General features: G+C 67.6%; 17 protein-coding genes and 1 tRNA gene. 8 read left to right on the top strand and 10 right to left on the bottom strand.

The features are described 5' to 3' along the window. The first annotated feature begins 30 nt into the window (after nucleotides 1–30). The 3 genes from OU998_RS16995 (at nucleotide 31) to OU998_RS03985 (ending at nucleotide 4,040) form a co-directional block, all read left to right on the top strand. Complete coding sequence (locus OU998_RS16995; RefSeq protein WP_324287975.1) at nucleotides 31–480, top strand: neutral zinc metallopeptidase; 450 nt, start codon at nucleotides 31–33, stop codon at nucleotides 478–480. A 116-nt stretch (nucleotides 481–596) separates the two neighbouring features. Further along, nucleotides 597–2,234, top strand: coding sequence for a phosphoglucomutase (alpha-D-glucose-1,6-bisphosphate-dependent) (gene pgm / locus OU998_RS03990; RefSeq protein WP_267515552.1), 1,638 nt, complete (start codon nucleotides 597–599; stop codon nucleotides 2,232–2,234). A 258-nt stretch (nucleotides 2,235–2,492) separates the two neighbouring features. Then, nucleotides 2,493–4,040 (top strand): DEAD/DEAH box helicase, encoded by a 1,548-nt coding sequence (locus OU998_RS03985; protein WP_267515551.1) that lies wholly within the window; start codon nucleotides 2,493–2,495, stop codon nucleotides 4,038–4,040. Between the two features lie 67 nt (nucleotides 4,041–4,107). Here the strand turns inward: OU998_RS03985 and OU998_RS03980 are convergent, their stop codons facing one another. After that, nucleotides 4,108–4,431, bottom strand: coding sequence for a YnfA family protein (locus OU998_RS03980; protein WP_267515550.1), 324 nt, complete (start codon nucleotides 4,429–4,431; stop codon nucleotides 4,108–4,110). A gap of 172 nt (nucleotides 4,432–4,603) precedes the next feature. Here OU998_RS03980 and OU998_RS03975 point away from each other — a divergent pair, with 172 nt between their 5' ends. Together OU998_RS03975 and OU998_RS03970 are read left to right on the top strand one after the other, a co-directional pair. Continuing rightward, nucleotides 4,604–5,026, top strand: a complete 423-nt coding sequence (locus OU998_RS03975; protein ID WP_267515549.1) for an Hsp20 family protein — start codon at nucleotides 4,604–4,606, stop codon at nucleotides 5,024–5,026. A 63-nt stretch (nucleotides 5,027–5,089) separates the two neighbouring features. Further along, nucleotides 5,090–5,338, top strand: a complete 249-nt coding sequence (locus tag OU998_RS03970; protein ID WP_267515548.1) for a DUF1150 family protein — start codon at nucleotides 5,090–5,092, stop codon at nucleotides 5,336–5,338. A 9-nt stretch (nucleotides 5,339–5,347) separates the two neighbouring features. Here OU998_RS03970 and OU998_RS03965 read toward each other — a convergent pair whose 3' ends face one another. From OU998_RS03965 to OU998_RS03930, 8 genes are all read right to left on the bottom strand, one after another. After that, a complete protein-coding gene (locus OU998_RS03965) occupies nucleotides 5,348–5,815 on the bottom strand; it encodes a PTS sugar transporter subunit IIA (protein WP_267515547.1) in 468 nt (155 codons plus the stop codon). An 84-nt stretch (nucleotides 5,816–5,899) separates the two neighbouring features. Next, the gene (gene hpf, locus OU998_RS03960) at nucleotides 5,900–6,538 is read right to left on the bottom strand and encodes a ribosome hibernation-promoting factor, HPF/YfiA family (RefSeq protein ID WP_267515546.1); all 639 of its coding nucleotides are present in this window, start codon (nucleotides 6,536–6,538) and stop codon (nucleotides 5,900–5,902) included. 62 nt (nucleotides 6,539–6,600) lie between these two features. Continuing rightward, nucleotides 6,601–8,103, bottom strand: coding sequence for an RNA polymerase factor sigma-54 (rpoN, locus tag OU998_RS03955; protein ID WP_267515545.1), 1,503 nt, complete (start codon nucleotides 8,101–8,103; stop codon nucleotides 6,601–6,603). Between the two features lie 991 nt (nucleotides 8,104–9,094). Continuing rightward, nucleotides 9,095–9,889 (bottom strand): LPS export ABC transporter ATP-binding protein, encoded by a 795-nt coding sequence (gene lptB / locus OU998_RS03950; RefSeq protein ID WP_267515544.1) that lies wholly within the window; start codon nucleotides 9,887–9,889, stop codon nucleotides 9,095–9,097. 37 nt (nucleotides 9,890–9,926) lie between these two features. Continuing rightward, a complete protein-coding gene (locus OU998_RS03945) occupies nucleotides 9,927–10,445 on the bottom strand; it encodes an LptA/OstA family protein (RefSeq protein WP_267515543.1) in 519 nt (172 codons plus the stop codon). Further along, on the bottom strand, nucleotides 10,442–11,110 hold the full coding sequence (gene lptC / locus OU998_RS03940; RefSeq protein WP_267515542.1) for an LPS export ABC transporter periplasmic protein LptC: 669 nt from the start codon (nucleotides 11,108–11,110) through the stop codon (nucleotides 10,442–10,444). The genes OU998_RS03945 and lptC overlap by 4 nt, the downstream gene beginning before the upstream one ends. A gap of 4 nt (nucleotides 11,111–11,114) precedes the next feature. Continuing rightward, complete coding sequence (locus tag OU998_RS03935; RefSeq protein WP_267515541.1) at nucleotides 11,115–11,729, bottom strand: ribonuclease D; 615 nt, start codon at nucleotides 11,727–11,729, stop codon at nucleotides 11,115–11,117. A 232-nt stretch (nucleotides 11,730–11,961) separates the two neighbouring features. Beyond that, nucleotides 11,962–12,048, bottom strand: a tRNA-Leu gene (locus tag OU998_RS03930). Between the two features lie 208 nt (nucleotides 12,049–12,256). Between OU998_RS03930 and OU998_RS03925 the strand changes: the two genes are divergently transcribed. From OU998_RS03925 to OU998_RS03915, 3 genes are all read left to right on the top strand, one after another. After that, nucleotides 12,257–12,613: a hypothetical protein gene (locus OU998_RS03925; protein WP_267515540.1), complete on the top strand. Its 357-nt coding sequence runs from the start codon at nucleotides 12,257–12,259 to the stop codon at nucleotides 12,611–12,613. A gap of 47 nt (nucleotides 12,614–12,660) precedes the next feature. Continuing rightward, complete coding sequence (locus tag OU998_RS03920) at nucleotides 12,661–13,572, top strand: WecB/TagA/CpsF family glycosyltransferase (protein WP_267515539.1); 912 nt, start codon at nucleotides 12,661–12,663, stop codon at nucleotides 13,570–13,572. A gap of 111 nt (nucleotides 13,573–13,683) precedes the next feature. After that, nucleotides 13,684–15,033 (top strand): FAD/NAD(P)-binding protein, encoded by a 1,350-nt coding sequence (locus OU998_RS03915; protein WP_267515538.1) that lies wholly within the window; start codon nucleotides 13,684–13,686, stop codon nucleotides 15,031–15,033. Here OU998_RS03915 and OU998_RS03910 read toward each other — a convergent pair. Further along, the gene (locus tag OU998_RS03910) at nucleotides 15,030–16,172 is read right to left on the bottom strand and encodes a cell wall hydrolase (protein ID WP_267515537.1); all 1,143 of its coding nucleotides are present in this window, start codon (nucleotides 16,170–16,172) and stop codon (nucleotides 15,030–15,032) included. The two genes, OU998_RS03915 and OU998_RS03910, sit on opposite strands and share 4 nt — an antisense overlap. Nucleotides 16,173–16,176 lie beyond the last annotated feature (4 nt).

The following is a 16,176-nucleotide window of genomic DNA, read 5'->3' as shown; positions in this document are numbered from 1 at the left end:
CCTGTAGCGACAGACCGGCAGAGGCCGAGGATGCGGAAGATACCGACATTCCTGACTCCTGATCGGAGGCGACGGAGTCCCACCCGACCTAAGGCCGCGCGTCCCGCCACGAACGACCCTGCAAGATCTATTGTAAACTTCCCGCAAAGAGCTGTTTTATATCGCTTATTTCAATTTTGCAACAAACTCGGAGCGCCGCTTGGCGTGGGGCGAGCTTCTCCCCATCTGAAGTCTCATGAGATGTCTAGCGCCCATTCTAGCTCTGATCGCCTCGGGTTGGGCTTCTGCGACCCTAGGTCAGACGCCACCCTATGCCTGGCCTCCCCGGCCATCGGCGACGACACCTTGCAGCGCCGCAGGGGTGCGCGGGTCTCTCCCGAGAGCTTCACCCACGGCTTCTCAGCCCAGAGGGTTGCATGGTTGCCGCGCTGCTATCAGTCATGCACCCCCGCCGCCTGCGACACCTTCAGCGAAAGCTGAACCTTTACGGGGTTTCAATCCCACGTCGCAAATGTCACTCATGAATGAGACGCCGACCGCCTCCCCGCCGCCTCGGCCCCTATGACCACCCCACTGTTCAGACGGATGGACTCCGCATGCATGCTCGCGCCGGCCAACAGGCCCTCCCGGAAGACCTGATCGATCTCAACGCCCTGCTCGGCGCCTATGATTCAGGGCGGCCCGACATGGCCGATCCCGCTCAACGGGTCGCATTCGGCACCTCAGGCCATCGCGGATCCAGCCTGGACGGCGCCTTCAATCAGGCTCACATCCTGGCCATCGCGCAATCCATCGCTGAGTACCGGGCCGCGCAGGGGATCACCGGGCCCTTGTTCGTGGGGCGCGATACACATGGGCTTTCCGAACCTGCCTGGCGCACGACGCTGGAGGTGCTGATCGCCAACGGCGTCGAGGTGCTGATCGATTCCCGCGACGGCTTCACCCCGACCCCCGCCGTCTCGCACGCCATCCTGACCTACAACCGCGCCAACGCGCGTCAGGCCGACGGAATTCTGATCACCCCGTCGCACAACCCCCCCCGCGACGGCGGCATTAAGTACAACCCCCCCTCGGGCGGTCCGGCCGGGAGCGACGCCACCTCCGCCATCGCCGCGCGCGCCAACCAACTGATCGAGGGCGGCCTGGTCGATGTGAAGCGCGTCCCGTTCGAAAAGGCCTATGCTGCGGCGGGTCGGTTTGACTTCCTGTCCGCCTATATCGACGACCTGCCCAGCGTGTTGGACCTGGACGCCATTCGCGACGCCGGCGTGCGCATCGGCGCCGATCCCCTGGGTGGCGCGGCCGTCGCCTACTGGGGCGAGGTCGCCGACCGGCACCGTCTGAATCTGACCGTGGTCAATGACGCCGTGGATCCGCGCTGGGCCTTCATGCCGTTGGACGCCGACGGCAAGATCCGGATGGACTGTTCGTCGCCCAGCGCCATGGCCAATCTGATCCGGATGATGCAGGGCGGATCGGCCTATGACGTGGCTTTCGGCAATGACGCCGACGCCGATCGCCACGGCATTGTCACGCCCGACGGCGGGCTGATGAACCCCAATCATTTCCTGGCGGTCAGCATCGCCTACCTGTTCGCCAACCGGCCAGGCTGGGGCGCGGACGTGGCCGTGGGCAAGACCCTGGTGTCCTCTTCGATGATCGACCGCGTCGTCGCCGGCCTGGGCCGCCGCCTGTTGGAGGTGCCGGTCGGGTTCAAGCATTTCGTGCCCGGCCTGCTGGACGGAACCGTCGGGTTCGGCGGCGAGGAATCGGCCGGCGCCTCCTTCCTGCGCCGCGACGGCGCCGTCTGGTCCACCGACAAGGACGGGCTTCTGCTCTGCCTGCTCGCCGCCGAGATCCAGGCCCGCACGGGCCAGAGCGCCAGCCAGCTTTACGCCGGCCTGACCGGCCAGTACGGCGCCCCCGCCTATGCTCGGATCGACGCCCCGGCCGACCGCGCCCAGAAGGCGCGTCTGGCGGCTCTCAGCCCTGCCGACGTCACCGCCCAGACCCTGGCCGGCCAGCCGATCGTCGACATCATGACCAAGGCCAGCGGCAACGGCGAGGCCATCGGCGGGCTGAAGGTCGTCACCGCCGACGCCTGGTTCGCCGCCCGTCCGTCGGGCACCGAGGACGTCTACAAGATCTACGCCGAATCCTTCCTCGGCGCGGACCATCTGGTCCAGGTGCAGACCGAGGCCAAGACCGTGGTGGCGGCCGCCCTGGCAAGCTAGGCATCCGGCGCGCCCGCCCAGGCCACAGCGCGTCGGCTTGACTTTGTGCGGATAAGCGCCCATTTGCGCTGCGTCGCACAATCGCGATCTCCGGCGTCTCCAGCGCGTGTGGGTCCTTTTCGGACCTGTCTGTAGAAGCCGCCGGCCCCTCAAGTTCATTCGCTGCCCGGACACGCGGGGCGGCGCCCGATCCACCCCGCAGGCTTCATTCCGAAGCCCGGCCGGGACTGGCGGTGCGCGGCCCTAAGGCGTCATGCCATGGCTGAAAGCGCTCTGCCGCACGCGAAAGACACTGCTGTGAGCACCACATTCGAATCCATGGGCCTGAACAAGGCCCTTCTCCAAGCCCTGACCTCGGAAGGCTACACCAAGCCGACCCCGATCCAGGAAAAGGCCATCCCCGACGTCATGCTGGGCAAGGACCTGCTGGGCATCGCCCAGACCGGCACCGGCAAGACCGCCGCCTTCGCCCTGCCGATCCTGCACCGCCTGGCCGAGAACCGCACTCCGCCGGTGCCGCGCACCACGCGGGTTCTGGTTCTAAGCCCCACGCGCGAACTGGCCACCCAGATCGGCGACAGCTTCAAGGCCTATGGCGCCCACCTGGGCTTCCGGGTCGCCGTCATCTTCGGCGGCGTTAAGTACGGCGGCCAGGAACGCGCCCTGCAACAGGGCCTCGACATCCTGGTCGCGGCGCCCGGCCGTCTGCTGGACCATATCCAGCAGAAGACGCTCGACCTGTCGCAGACCGAAATCTTCGTGCTGGACGAGGCCGACCAGATGCTGGACCTGGGCTTCATTAAGCCGATCCGCCAGATCGTCGCCAAGATGCCGGCCCGCCGCCAGAACCTGTTCTTCTCGGCGACCATGCCGAGCGAGATCGGCAAGCTGGCGGGTGAACTGCTGAAGGATCCGGTCAAGGTCCAGGTCACGCCGCAGTCGACCACAGTGCAGCGCATCAACCAGTCGGTGATCTACGTCGAACAGGGCCGCAAGCGCGCCCTGCTGACCGACATGTTCAGCGATCCCGCCTATACGCGCTGCCTGGTCTTCACCAAGACCAAGCACGGCGCCGACAAGGTCGCGGCCTATCTGGAAGCGGGCGGCGTCGAGGCCGGCGCCATCCACGGCAACAAGAGCCAGCCCCAGCGTGAGCGCACGCTGGAAGCCTTCAAAAAGGGCAAGCTGCGCGTCCTGGTCGCCACCGACATCGCCGCGCGCGGCATCGATGTGGACGGCGTCTCGCACGTCGTGAACTTCGAACTGCCCTTCGTGCCGGAAGCCTATGTGCACCGCATCGGCCGGACGGCCCGCGCGGGCGCCGACGGCACCGCCATCAGCTTCGTCGCCGGCGACGAGATGAAGCTGCTGAAGGATATCGAAAAGGTCACCCGCCAGAAGATCCCGGCCATCGACCGTCGCAACGACAAGGCCCTGGGCCAACTGGACGCCACCATCATGGCGACCGGCGTTGGCAAGAAGGCGACCATGCCGGAACGCGAAGGCGGCGACCGGGGCGAAGGCGGCCGTGGTGAAGGTCGGGGTGGTCGTGGACGCAGCCGCGTCCCGCATCGCGACGGCGTGCGCCCTGAAGGCGGCGGCCAGCCGCACCGTCAGCGTCGCAACCGTCCCGGCGAGACCCCGGCGGCCCCGCGTCCCGAACGCGCCTACAACCCCCTGGCCGGCGAGCGCGTGCCGTCAATCAACGACAACGCCAAGCCGGCGGAAGGCGAAATGAAGCGCCGTCCCCGTCGTCGCCCGTCGAACGGCGGCAAGGGCTATAGCGGCGGCGCCGCCAAGGCCTGACCCCCAACGCGTTTACCCAGTGCGAAATCAGCTGAGTTGGACCCCGTCCAACTCAGCTGAGATTTCCCTATTCGCGCAGGCCGAACAGGATGATCCCGGCCCCGATCAGGCAAACCGCGCCGCCGATCAAGTCCCAGCGGTCGGGGGGCGTCTTTTCGACCACCGACATCCAGACCAGAGACGCGCAGATATAGACCCCGCCATAGGCCGCAAAGGCCCGGCCCGCCGCGTCGCTGGGGGCCAGGGTCAGCAGTCCGGCGAAGACGATCAGACAGATCACGCCCGGGGCCAGCCACAGCGGCGAGCGGTCCAGCTTCAGCCAGGCCCAGAAGGCGAAACAGCCGGCGATCTCCGCCAGCGCTGCGAGCGGGTATATGAGAGCCGGTTTCATGCGGGCTTCTTATGCCGCCTTTTCCAACGCCGTCATCCTTGTCTGTTGACGGGATTGGGATGACCGACGCCTGATGGTTGATCCCACCCCTTTCCGCCCCCATCTTCATCTGTGACCGGGAGCCTTGCCGATTGCGGGAGGCCGACGGTCGGTCGCTTTGCAGAGGACCCAGATGACGACGACCCGCACCATTCTTTTCGACAGCCCCTTCCTGCTGGGCTTCGACCATACCCGCACCCTGATCGACCGCGCCGCAAAGGCCGCAGCCGAAAGCTATCCGCCCTATAACGTCGAACAGATCGGCGATGCGGGCGTGCGAATCAGCCTGGCCGTCGCCGGGTTCGCACCCGATGAACTGGCCATCACTCTGGAAGGGCGGCAACTGACCATCGCCGGCAAGCGCGACGACGCGGCCAAGGGCGAACAGGCCTTCCTGCATCGCGGCATCGCAGCCCGCGGCTTCGTCCGCAGCTTTGTCCTGGCCGACGGACTTGAGGTCCAGGGCGCCCGGTTGGAGCATGGTCTTCTGCACGTCGACCTGATCCGCCCCGAGGCCGAGCGTCAGGTGCGGCGGATTCCCATCACGGCGGGCTGAAAAGCGCGACTGTCCGAACCGCCCGGCGATCCGGGCGTTGTAAATTTCAAGGAGGCGGTCCTAATGACGCCGATGATGACCAAGGAAGACTTTGCAGGAATGGGCGCGCCCGATCTCGTCTATGTGCGCGAGGTGAAGGCGGCCGACCTGCTGGAAGAAGCGGTCGAGATGAAGGACATCGCCTTCGCCCCCAATCAATCGCTGTACGCCGTCCACAGCGCCGATGGAGAGCGGTTGGCGGTGATGCTTGACCGCGAGACGGCCTTCGCCGCCGCCGTGGCCCATGAGCTGGAGCCGGTTTCAGTTCACTGAGGCGGTGGGTCAGGCCGCCGTGGCGGGGGCCTGATCCTTGACGAACAGAGCCTTGATCGCGTCAACCGTCTGCGCCTGACGCAGTTGCTCGCGGAGTTCGGGCGAGCGGAGAGCCCGGGAGACGGCGGCCAGGGCGCGCAGATGTTCGGCGCCGTCCTTGGGCGGAGCGAACAGGGCCAGCAGCAGATCGACCGGACGATCGTCGACCGAATCGTAGGCGACGGGCGAATCCAGGCGAACGAAGACGGCCGTGACCCGGTCAATCTCGGTCAGACGGGCGTGGGGCACGGCGACGCCGGAACCCAGGCCGGTCGAACCCAGGGCCTCGCGTTCAAGCAGGGCTTCGAAAATACGACCCTGATCGATGCCCAGGGCCATGGACGCGGCTTCGGCGACGGCGTGAAGCGCCTGTCGCTTGGAAGAGGCGCCGCCGCGCAGCACCACGCCGTTCGGCGCAAGCAGATCTGCGATGTCCATGGTAGCCCAACTCTAGATAAGCGACTGGGGGTCGCGGGCGCCCCTTTAGAGGCTCCCGCGACAAAGTCAAACTGAGCCGTTAACCTAGTGCCCGTTCGTCTTCTTGGTGCGCTCCGGATCGATCCAGCCGACGTTGCCGTCGGGCCGGCGGTAAACCACCGCGAGGCCGCCGTGGGCGGCGTTGCGGAAGAGGACGACCGGATAGCCGGTCATGTCCAGCTCGAGCACCGCGCGACCGACCGTGATGGTGCGGATCTCGTGCTCGGTCTCGGCGATGACCATGCCCACCGGGGGCGGACCGTCGTTGTCGCCGGTGTCGCCGAAGACGTCGTCCTCGACGCTGTCGGGATCCCGCAGCACGATGCTGCGAGCGACTTCGCGGGCGGCGTTTTCAGTCTTTTCAGGCGACAGGCCCTTGGGCCCGATGTGGTGATCCTTGAGCCGGCGCTTGTAGCGACGGACGCGCTTTTCGAGCCGGTCCAGCGCCTCGGTGAAGGCCGAATGGGCGTCGCCGCCCATGCCGGTCGTCACCAGGGTCTGGCCCGACGCGAGGCGGACCCAACAGTCCACCTTGAAGTTGTGGCCGTCTTTCGACACCACGACCTCGGCGTCGTCACCGCCGCGGGCGAAGTATTTTCCGACCCCGTCTTCGAGTTCCTGGGAGATGCGCGAGCCTAACGCTTCGCCGACATCCACTTGCTTGCCGCTGACTTGGACTTGCATACGGATAGAACGCTCCCGCTCTCATTTGGTGTCAATCGAGATCACCGATTTGTGGTCACGCTTCAGGCGGTCTTAAGCATCCTGCGGCGTTCGACCGAGGATGGAATCCTCAAGGCTTCCCGATACTTGGCGACCGTCCTACGGGCTATATCTATGCCCGTCTCCTTAAGGATTTCGACGATCCGATCATCGGACAAAACGTCGCCGTCCACGCCCTCTCCATCGATCATCGCCTTGATCCGGTGACGGACGGCTTCGGCCGAATGGGTCGAGGCGCCGTCCACCGACTGGATGGCGGCGGTGAAGAAGAATTTCAGCTCGAACACCCCGCGCGGGGTCGAGACATATTTGTTCGAGGTGACGCGGCTGACCGTCGATTCGTGCATGCCGATGGCGTCGGCGACGGTCTTCAGATTCAGCGGCCGGAGGAATTCGACGCCGAAGGCCAGGAAGGCGTCCTGCTGGCGCACGATCTCGGACGAGACCTTCAGAATGGTCTTGGCCCGCTGGTCCAGCGACTTGACCAGCCAGCTGGCCTGGGCGGCGCAGTCGGCGACGAAGGTCTTTTCGGTGTCGGACCGGGCGCCGGCCTGGACCAGGCCGTGATAGCGTTTGTCGATCAACAGACGCGGCAGGGTGTCGGCGTTCAGCTCGACCCGCCAGCCGCCGGCCGGATCGGGCCGGACATGGACGTCGGGCACCACGGTCTGGGCCGGTTCGCCGCCGAAACCGGCGCCGGGGCGCGGGGTCAGGGCCTTCAGCTCCGAGATCATCTCGGTCAGATCCTCGGCGTCGACGCCGCAAACCTTCTTCAGGCCGGCCAGGTCGCGCCGGGCCAGCAGGTCCAGATTGTCGAGCAGGGCGCCCATGGCCGGGTCGAACCGATTGCGCTCGATCAGTTGCAGCTTCAGGCATTCGGGCACCGAACGGGCCATGATCCCGGTCGGCTCGAACCCCTGGCAGACGGCGACGACCGCCTCGATCCGATCCAGGCCGACGCCGAGGCGATCCGCGAACTCGGCCATTTCGCCGCGCAGATAGCCGCCCTCGTCGGTGGAGTCGATCAGGGTCAGGGCGATGGCGTGGTCGGCAGGCGACAGGCCGGCCGAGGAGGCCTGGGCCTGAAGATGCTCCCACAGGGTCAGCTCGTGGGCGTCGGGCCGTTCGCCGTCGCCTTCGAAGACCTGGCCGCCCTTGCCGGCGCTGGACCAGTCGGACAGACCGGGCTGGGCCTCGTCGGTCATGCGGTCGCTGGTGCGTTCGCCGGGGGCGGCGTCGCCGTAGACGTCGTCGGACCCGGCGTCCATCGAGGCGACGGAATCCTGGCCGACCCCGTCGCCGAAGGACATTTCGCCGTCGGACGCCGCATCGGACATCTTCTCCGGGGCCTCGGGTCCATCGCCTTCCGGCTCGTCGCGTTGCAGCAGGGGATTGCGCTCCAGCTCGGCCTCGACGAACTCCTCAAGCTCGAGGTTCGACAGTTGCAGCAGCTTGATCGCCTGCTGCAGCTGGGGCGTGATGACCAGCCCCTGCCCCTGTCTGATCTCTAGACGTTGCCCGATCACGTTCGAAAATCCCCTCCGCGCGCCGAACTGGCCCGGAACTTGCTGTGCAGAATGGCGGCCTATTGGTTAACGCCCGACAAATATCGGAACACGGGTGTGCAGAAGCCCCCTCGCGCCTCAGCTGCGAAGTTGGAGGCCCATCGCGAGTGGAGGGCGGGACGGAGCGCCGGGCCTCGCCCGGGATGGATTAGTTTTTACCGTTTCGACGAAGACAGACGCTCCGCGCGCAGGGTGTTTCTGCCGGCCGGGGATATTGAAGCGGCAGTTGTGATGCCTCTTCCCCAAGGCCAGCGTCAGGTCGGCGATCCCTGCGAAGGACCGTCCCGAGTGCGACCGGGTTCCTAACCCCGTGTCCTCCGCCGACGTTTCTGCGCGGGATGAGCCCACCGATGCACCGTCATGCGGCGCGAGGGAATCCCACCCCCGCCCCTGATCCCTACGCTCCCGCCGCCGCAAGGTCGCAGGCCTTACGAGCCCTCCTAGCGACGAGACCGGGGGTATTATGCGGGGGTTTTGAGGGGTGGTGAGAAGCGGGGGGCGAGATTTTGTTAGGGCGTTGAATTCTTTGATAGGGAGGCAGCGTCATTGTGCGCGCTGGCTCACCTCTCCGCGCGCGAAGGCGCGTGGGGAGGACCGGTCGCGTAGCGACCAGGCGGGGGCGACTCCGACGGCGGTGATGACCGGGCCAGCGTCTGAGACCGAGTCGCCCCCTCCTGGCGCTCGCTGACGCTCCCGCCTGTCCTCCCCGCCGGCCTTCGCCGACGGGGAGGTGGATGTGGCGATCACAGACCTTCCCCCGCTTGCGGGGGAAGTGTCAGGCCGTGGCGCGCAGCGACACGCCTGACGATGGGGGAAGTCTTTTTTTGGCGACACTCCCCCCTCCGAGCCTGGTCCGCTGCGCGGACGCCGGCCCACCTCCCCCGCAAGCGGGGGAGGGTCTGAGGAGCAAGTCACCTCTCCGCGCGCGAAGGCGCGGGGGGAGGTGAGCTTGTCAGGCGTAGTTTTCGCCCAGGTAGACGCGGCGGACCTCGGGGTCGTTGACGGCTTCGTCGGCCGTGCCTTCGAACAGGACCGAGCCGCCCGAGATGATCGAGACGCGGTCGGTGATGTCCAGGGTCTCGCGGACATTGTGGTCGGTGATCAGGACGCCGATGCCCTGGCTGGCCAGATAGCGGATGACCGAACGGATGTCGGCGATGGCCAGGGGATCGATGCCGGCGAAGGGTTCGTCCAGCAGGATGAAGGAGGGCCGGCCGGCCAGGGCGCGGGCGATCTCGACCCGGCGACGTTCGCCGCCCGACAGGCCGGTGGCCGGGGCGTGACGCAGATGGTCGATGTGAAGTTCGTTCAACAGGCGGTCGGTCTCGGCCTCCAGCTGATCGCGCGGATGGTTGAGCTCGACCACCGCCTTGATGTTCTGCTCGACCGTCATGCCGCGGAAGATCGAGGCCTCCTGGGCCAGATAGCCCAGGCCCATGCGGCTGCGCTGGTACATGGGCTGGCCGGTGATGTCCTCGCCGTCCAGCCAGATCGTCCCGGAATCCGGCGGGATCAGGCCGGTGATCATGTAGAAACAGGTGGTCTTGCCGGCGCCGTTAGGGCCGAGCAGGCCCGCGACCTCGCCGCGCTGGACCGTCAGGGAGACGTCGCGCACGACCTGGCGCTGGCCGAAGGCGCGGGCGATGTTGCGGACCCGCAGTCCTTTTTCGGCAGCCGGAACCGCCGGCGCGGGCTTTGCCGCAGGCCGGTCAGACAGGTTCAGGGCGGAGAGTTCCTTGCGGGCCAAATCTTGGATCCGTGCTCAGCTGACCGGGGCCTGAGCCTCAGTTGGTTCCGTCGGGATAGAAGACGCCCTGGATACGGCTGCCGGCGCCGGCGCCGCGCGGGGCGCCCGACATGGTCGCTGCGTCGGTGTTGACGTTATAGGTCAGCCGACCGCCGGTCAGGACGTTCTTGCCCTGGTTCAAGATGACATTGCCGGTCACGACCAGCTCGCCGTTCGACAGGGTATAGACGGCGTGGTCGCCGCGCATCGTCTGGGTCGGGGTGACGAAATAGACGGTTCCGGTGGCCTCGACCCGCGTGAACTGGCCCTGGGCGTCGCGGAAGGCGGTGATGGCCTCGGCCCGCAGACGGTTCTGGCCCTGGGTGATTTCGGCGCGTCCGCGCAGGCTGATGCGATCCACGCCCTGTTCGCCGTCATCCGCCCCGAAGGCGATCGGCTGGTTGGAGGTGGTGCGCGCGCTTTGGGCGTCGCCCACGGCCGGCAGGGCCAGCAGGGTCAGGGCCGCCAGAGCCGCGACGCTTCGGGCGTATTGGGTTTTCAATGTCATCGCCGTCATTCGCCTGATCCCGAGGGATTGATGGTGCCGCTGATCTTGGTGTCGCCAGAGCCCTTGAACACCACGCGCTCGCCCTGATCATAGATCGCATAGGACGAAGCGCTGATGGTTCCAATAGGGCCCGCGCCCTGAACGCCCCGTGAACCCGTGATGATTCCGGTCGAGGTGTCGACCACGGCCTCGGGCGTGGTCAGGACGAAGCCGGAGCCGCCGTCCGAAATCCGCACGTTCGGACCGATGGTCACGGTCTTGGCCTGTTCGTCATAGGTGCCGCCATCGGCGGTCATTTCGGTGACCCTGCGGCCGCCCAGGTTCAGCTTCAGCGCCGGGCCGACCAGGCGGAAATGGCCGGTGGAGGGATCGCGGATCGCGCCCTGGGCGCCGACGGTGAAGGCGCGGCCTTGCGCGTCCTGGCCGTGGAACAGGGGCTTGTCCAGGCGGATCTCCTGGCCCTGACTGGCCTTGCGCTCGACCCCCGACATGACGGTGCGGAACACGGTCCAGGTCAGGACACCGCCCGCCAGCATCAGGATGATGATGGGCAGGACGCGGCGGAACAGCTTGACCCGCCGCGAATGCGCCCGCCAGCGCGCGCCGGCCAGGACCACCCGCGCCTCGTCGGCGGCGTCGCCTTTATGACCGGTCGGATCGCGGGGGGCGGTCACGGGATCAGCTGTGGGCGAATATGTCGATCTCGTCCCAACCGGCGAGATCGAGCGCCGAACGGTCCGGCAGGAAGTCGAAGCAGCGGGCCGCCAGTTCGGTGCGGCCTTCGCGCGCCAGCATCATGTCGAGCTTGGCGCGGGCGGCGTGCAGATAGAGGACGTCCGAGGCGGCGTAGTCCAGCTGGGCCTGGGTCAGTTCGGCCGCGCCCCAGTCGGACGACTGCTGGGCCTTGGACAGGTCGACGCCGACCGTCTCGCGCACCACGTCCTTGAGGCCGTGGCGGTCGGTATAGGTGCGGGCCAGTTTGGAGGCGATCTTGGTGCAATAGACCGGCCGCGTCTCGACCCCCAGGTGCAGCAGGAACATGCCGATGTCGAAGCGGCCGAAATGGAAGATCTTGGTCACCGCCGGATCGGTCAGCAGACGCTTCAGATTGGGGCAGTCGTAGGCGGGGCGGTTCAGGCGCACGACATGGGCGTTTCCGTCGCCGGACGACAGCTGGACCACGCACAGGGGGTCGCGGCGGAAGCGCAGGCCCATGGTCTCGGAATCGATGGCGACGTCGGACCCCAGGTCCAGGTCGTCGGGCAGGTCGCCCTCGTGCAGGTAAACGGTCATGGTCTGGTTCTTACACGGCTGGGGGACAGGACGAAACGGCTTACAGCGAGACGGACGGGCCTCAAGCAGACGCCGTCCGCATTCACAAAACGGCCTCAAGCAGTCGAGCGCCGCGCGCGAGGCGATAGGCCCCAAAACGAAAATAGCCTCAAGCAGTCGAGCGCCGCGCGCGAGGCGGTAGGCCCAAAAAGCAAACGGCGCCGTGTCCGAAAACACGACGCCGTTCATAATATGGTGCCCAGAAGAGGACTCGAACCTCCACGGCCGTTAAGCCACTGGCACCTGAAGCCAGCGCGTCTACCAATTCCGCCATCTGGGCCCCGTCGGCAGCGCCTTGCGGCGTTTCCATCGGGAAGGCGCGGACCTCTAAGGGAGGGTCCGGGCGGGGTCAACAGGGATTTTTCGTCGGAGGTCGGTTTTATTTCGCAAGCGCGGCCAAAGGCCCCGGCGGGTGGCCATTCGGCGGGTCCGCGCCTAGGGTGGCTTTTGTTTTCCGCGCCTTCTCCCTCCCCTTGATCGGTGCGCCCGTGATTCTGACCGTCCTTCGCGGCGGCGCCGTCCTGGCGCTGCTGGCCCTGTTCGTCGCCATGCTCGGCCCCTTCCAGGGGGCCGAGGAGGGTATCGGCCTGAGCGACAAGCCGGCGCACGCCATCGGCTTCTTCATCATCACCGTCTGCCTGACCCTGATCGCGCCCAGCCTGGGGATCTGGCGCACCGCCCTGCTGGCCCTGGCCCTGGGCGCAGGCGTCGAGGCGGTTCAGGGGCTCAGCGGACGGTCGGCCAATCTGTTCGACCTGATGGCGGACGGGGTGGGCGTGGCGGCGGCCAGCGCCCTGCGCGCCTGGGCCGAGCGGGCGAGACCGGACCTGTTTTCGGCGCGTTAAGCCTGTTCGCTTACCCCGCTTTGAGGCCTGCCCCCTATGGATGGGGCATGGCGGACGCGTCCCTGACATCCCCGACGACAGAGCGTCGCTCCTGCCCGCGCGCGGCCTATCGCAAGCGGCGGCGGCGGCGCGAGCGGGTGCATATGTTCGGCCAGCTGGTCGATCTGGTGAAGCCCGAAGAAGTGCTGCACCATGTTCAGGACGCCGTGGCCGAGGGCCGCAAGAGCCTGATCGCCAACCATAATCTGCACAGCCTGTATCTGATCCAGAAACAGCCGGAGCTGCGGGCCTTCTATGACAAGGCCGAGCTGATCGAGGTCGATTCGACGCCGATGATCTGGTTCTCGCGGGCCCTGGGCCTGCACAGCCGGGGCTTTCACCGCTGCACCTATCTGGACTGGCGCGACTATTTCTGGAGCGTGGCCGACCGCAAGGGATGGCGCGTCATGTCGGTCGGCGGCGAACCGGGCGTGGGCGAAGAGGCGGCGCGACGCCTGGGCGCCCGCTATCCCAAGACCGAGATCCGCACCCGCCACGGCTTTTTCGACGCTACGCCCGGCTCGGCCGACAACGCCGAGATCGTCGCCGAGATCCAGGCGTTCAAGCCGCATATCCTGTTCGTCGGCATGGGCATGCCGCGTCAGGAGCTGTGGACCCTGGCGGTGTTCGACGCCCTGCCCGACTGCGTGATCTTCTCGGTCGGCGCGGCCTTCGACTATGAGGCCGGAACCCAGACGCCGGCGCCCCGCTGGATGGGCCGGGCCGGGGTCGAATGGGCCTATCGGCTGGTGCAGAACCCGCGTCGGCTGTTCACCCGCTATTGCGTCGAACCCTGGGCCCTGATCCCTCTGGCGATCCGCGACCTGCGCGCGGCGCGGCGTCGCATGGTCGGCAAGACGGCCCGGCGGAGCGAGGACTTCGGCGCCCCGCCCGTCGATAATTTTCCGCGCGGCGCCTGATAGATATTCCTACTTGTTGAATAGGAATTTATGGCCACGATCGAACCCCTTCGCCGCCCGGCCTGTTAAGGGCGGAGCGCCTCCGCAGGGAGGCTCGAACCGGGAGCGCAGATGCCGCACGACCAGGGACCGCATGTCGCCATCGTCGGCGCGGGCTTCAGCGGCCTGCTCACGGCGATCCAATTGCTGAGACACTGCCCAGCGATTCGGGTGAGCCTGATCGAACGGCGCGCCGCCTTCGGGCCCGGCGTCGCCTATGACACCGGCAACCCCGGCCATCTGCTGAACGTCCGCCTGGACAATATGAGCGCCTTTCCCGATCAGCCGGGACATCTGGCCGACTGGCTGGCGGAACAGCCGACGTGGCGCGCGCAGGACGGGTTCATCACCCGCGGCATGTACGGCGACTATCTACGCCATCTTCTGGACGAGGCCCGCGATGGAGCGGCGGAGCGGCTGACCCTGGTCCGGGGCGAGGCGCGGTCGATCGAGGCTGAAGCGGCGGGCTGGCGCATCGTCGTCGGCGATCAGGTCGTGACGGCCGACGCCGTGATCCTGGCTCTGGGCAATCTGGAGCCGGCCTCGCCGTCGGGGATCGATGCGGCGGTCCTGGCCTCGTCGGCCTATGTCGACAATCCCTGGCGGATCGACGTCGAGCGCATCGGCGCGGCGCGGAGCATACTGGTGATCGGGTCCGGCCTGACCATGGTGGACGCGGTGTTGACCCTGCGACGCACGGGGCGGCGTTTCACGGCCCTGTCGCGCCACGGCCTGCTGCCGCGCGGCCACGCCACGGTCCCGCCGCAGCCCTTCTCTGGCGAATTCTCGGGCGGCCCCGCCGAGGTTCTGGGCCAGGTGCGGGACGCGACCCGGACCCACGACTGGCGGGCGGTGTTCGACCGGCTGAGACAGAACGCGCGAATCTTGTGGCGCGGCTGGACGCCTGAGCAGAAGCGACGCTTCCTGCGCCACCTGCGCCCCGTATGGGACGTGCATCGTCACCGGATGTCGCCGGGAACGGCGCGAGAGATCGCGTCCCTGTTGGCCTCGGGCGAACTGACGGTGCTGGCGGGCAAGCTGACCGGCGCGGTGCTCGACGGCGGGACGGTCGAGGCGTCCTGGCGTCCGCGCCATCGTCGGCGGCCAATCCGCGACCGGTTCGATCTGGTGATCAACTGCACCGGCCCCCTGGGGGTGATCCAGCATAGCGCCGAGCCGGTCATCCGCGACCTGTTGGCCAAGGGATATGGCCGGCCCGATCCCCTGGGCCTGGGCCTGGAGGTCGATGAGGCGGGGCGGCTGACAAACGCCGCCGGCGAACCGGCGGCGGGCCTTTACGCCATAGGACCGATGACGCGCGGCGCCTTCTGGGAAATGACGGCGGTCCCCGACCTGCGGGGCCAGGCCCGCGACCTGGCCGCCACCTTGACCGCAGGCTTGGCGCAGTCCGCGCCGCTTTAGGACGGTGCGGCGATCCGGGAGCGGCGGCGAGACTGAGATTCGCCCGGCGTGGTCGTCAGCGGATTCTCCACGGTCGGGCGGGCCGTCGCCGCCGTCGGCGGGGGCGGAGCGCTGGAGACCGGCGCTATCGCAGGCTTTGGCGTGACCGGGGCCTGAACAGGCGGCGCCGCGATTGAGGGCAGTGCTGGCGGGGGCGCCATGGCGACCACAACAGGCGGCGGCGGCGCGAGCAAGGGATCGTCCAGCTCCAGCGGGTCGATCGGCGTGGCGACCAGCGCCATCTTCGCAATCGTCGGCTCGACGCCCGCGTGACGGCCGGTGAAGGCGGGCGGCAGGCCCCAGCCCCCGCCCCAGCGGTAGAAAATATGGGTTCCGATCTGGCGCATCTTGACCAGACGCTCGGCCCAATAGGGCGCGACCCAGTCGGTGTGATAATGGGTCGCCATGCCGACGCCGGGGGCGACGAAGCCGTTCAGGGCGCCGCCGGCGGCCAGACGGGCGCGCGCCCAGCCCTCGGGCGAAGGCGGACGGGTCATGGCGCCGTCGCAGGTGAAGCTGAACTGGCACCCCGTGGCGCGTTCCGAGCCCTGGAAGACCACGCCGCAGATCGTCTTGGGATAGGCCGGGTGCCGCATGCGGTTGACCACCACCTGGGCCACCGCCGCCTGCCCCAGGGCCGTCTCGCCGCCCGCCTCATAATAGACGGCGGCGGTCAGGCAATCGAGCGCACGCGCATAGTCCTCCAGCTTGTCGGCCGGCATGATGAAGGGCTTGGCCGAAAGGATGGGCAGGGTCGAGAACGGCAGGGCGGCGTTGAAGGCCCGCGCCTCGTCCGGGGTGATGGGGCGGATGTCATCCGGGGCCAGGGTGGTGTCCACCATCTGCTGCATGCCGGCCGGCGCCTGCGCCAGGGCCGTCTGTCGAGCGCCGGGGCGCGCGCCGCCTGCGACGCCCTGGGATCGGATCACGACCACAGCGACGATCGCCAACGCCAGAACCAGAAGCGCGACGCCGATGACGTGAATCCGCCGGAACCGCAGTCGCAACCGGCGCGGTCCGTTTGGCTTGACCGGTCCGCGTGGGCTGCGCGGTCCAGCGAAGGGCGGCGGCGTGGGAGGCGTGTCGCGGTCGAAAGTCATTCTT

Source organism: Brevundimonas sp. SL130 (genome assembly GCF_026625805.1).
Lineage (GTDB): Bacteria > Pseudomonadota > Alphaproteobacteria > Caulobacterales > Caulobacteraceae > Brevundimonas.
This window is presented reverse-complemented; position numbering and strand designations above follow the sequence as displayed.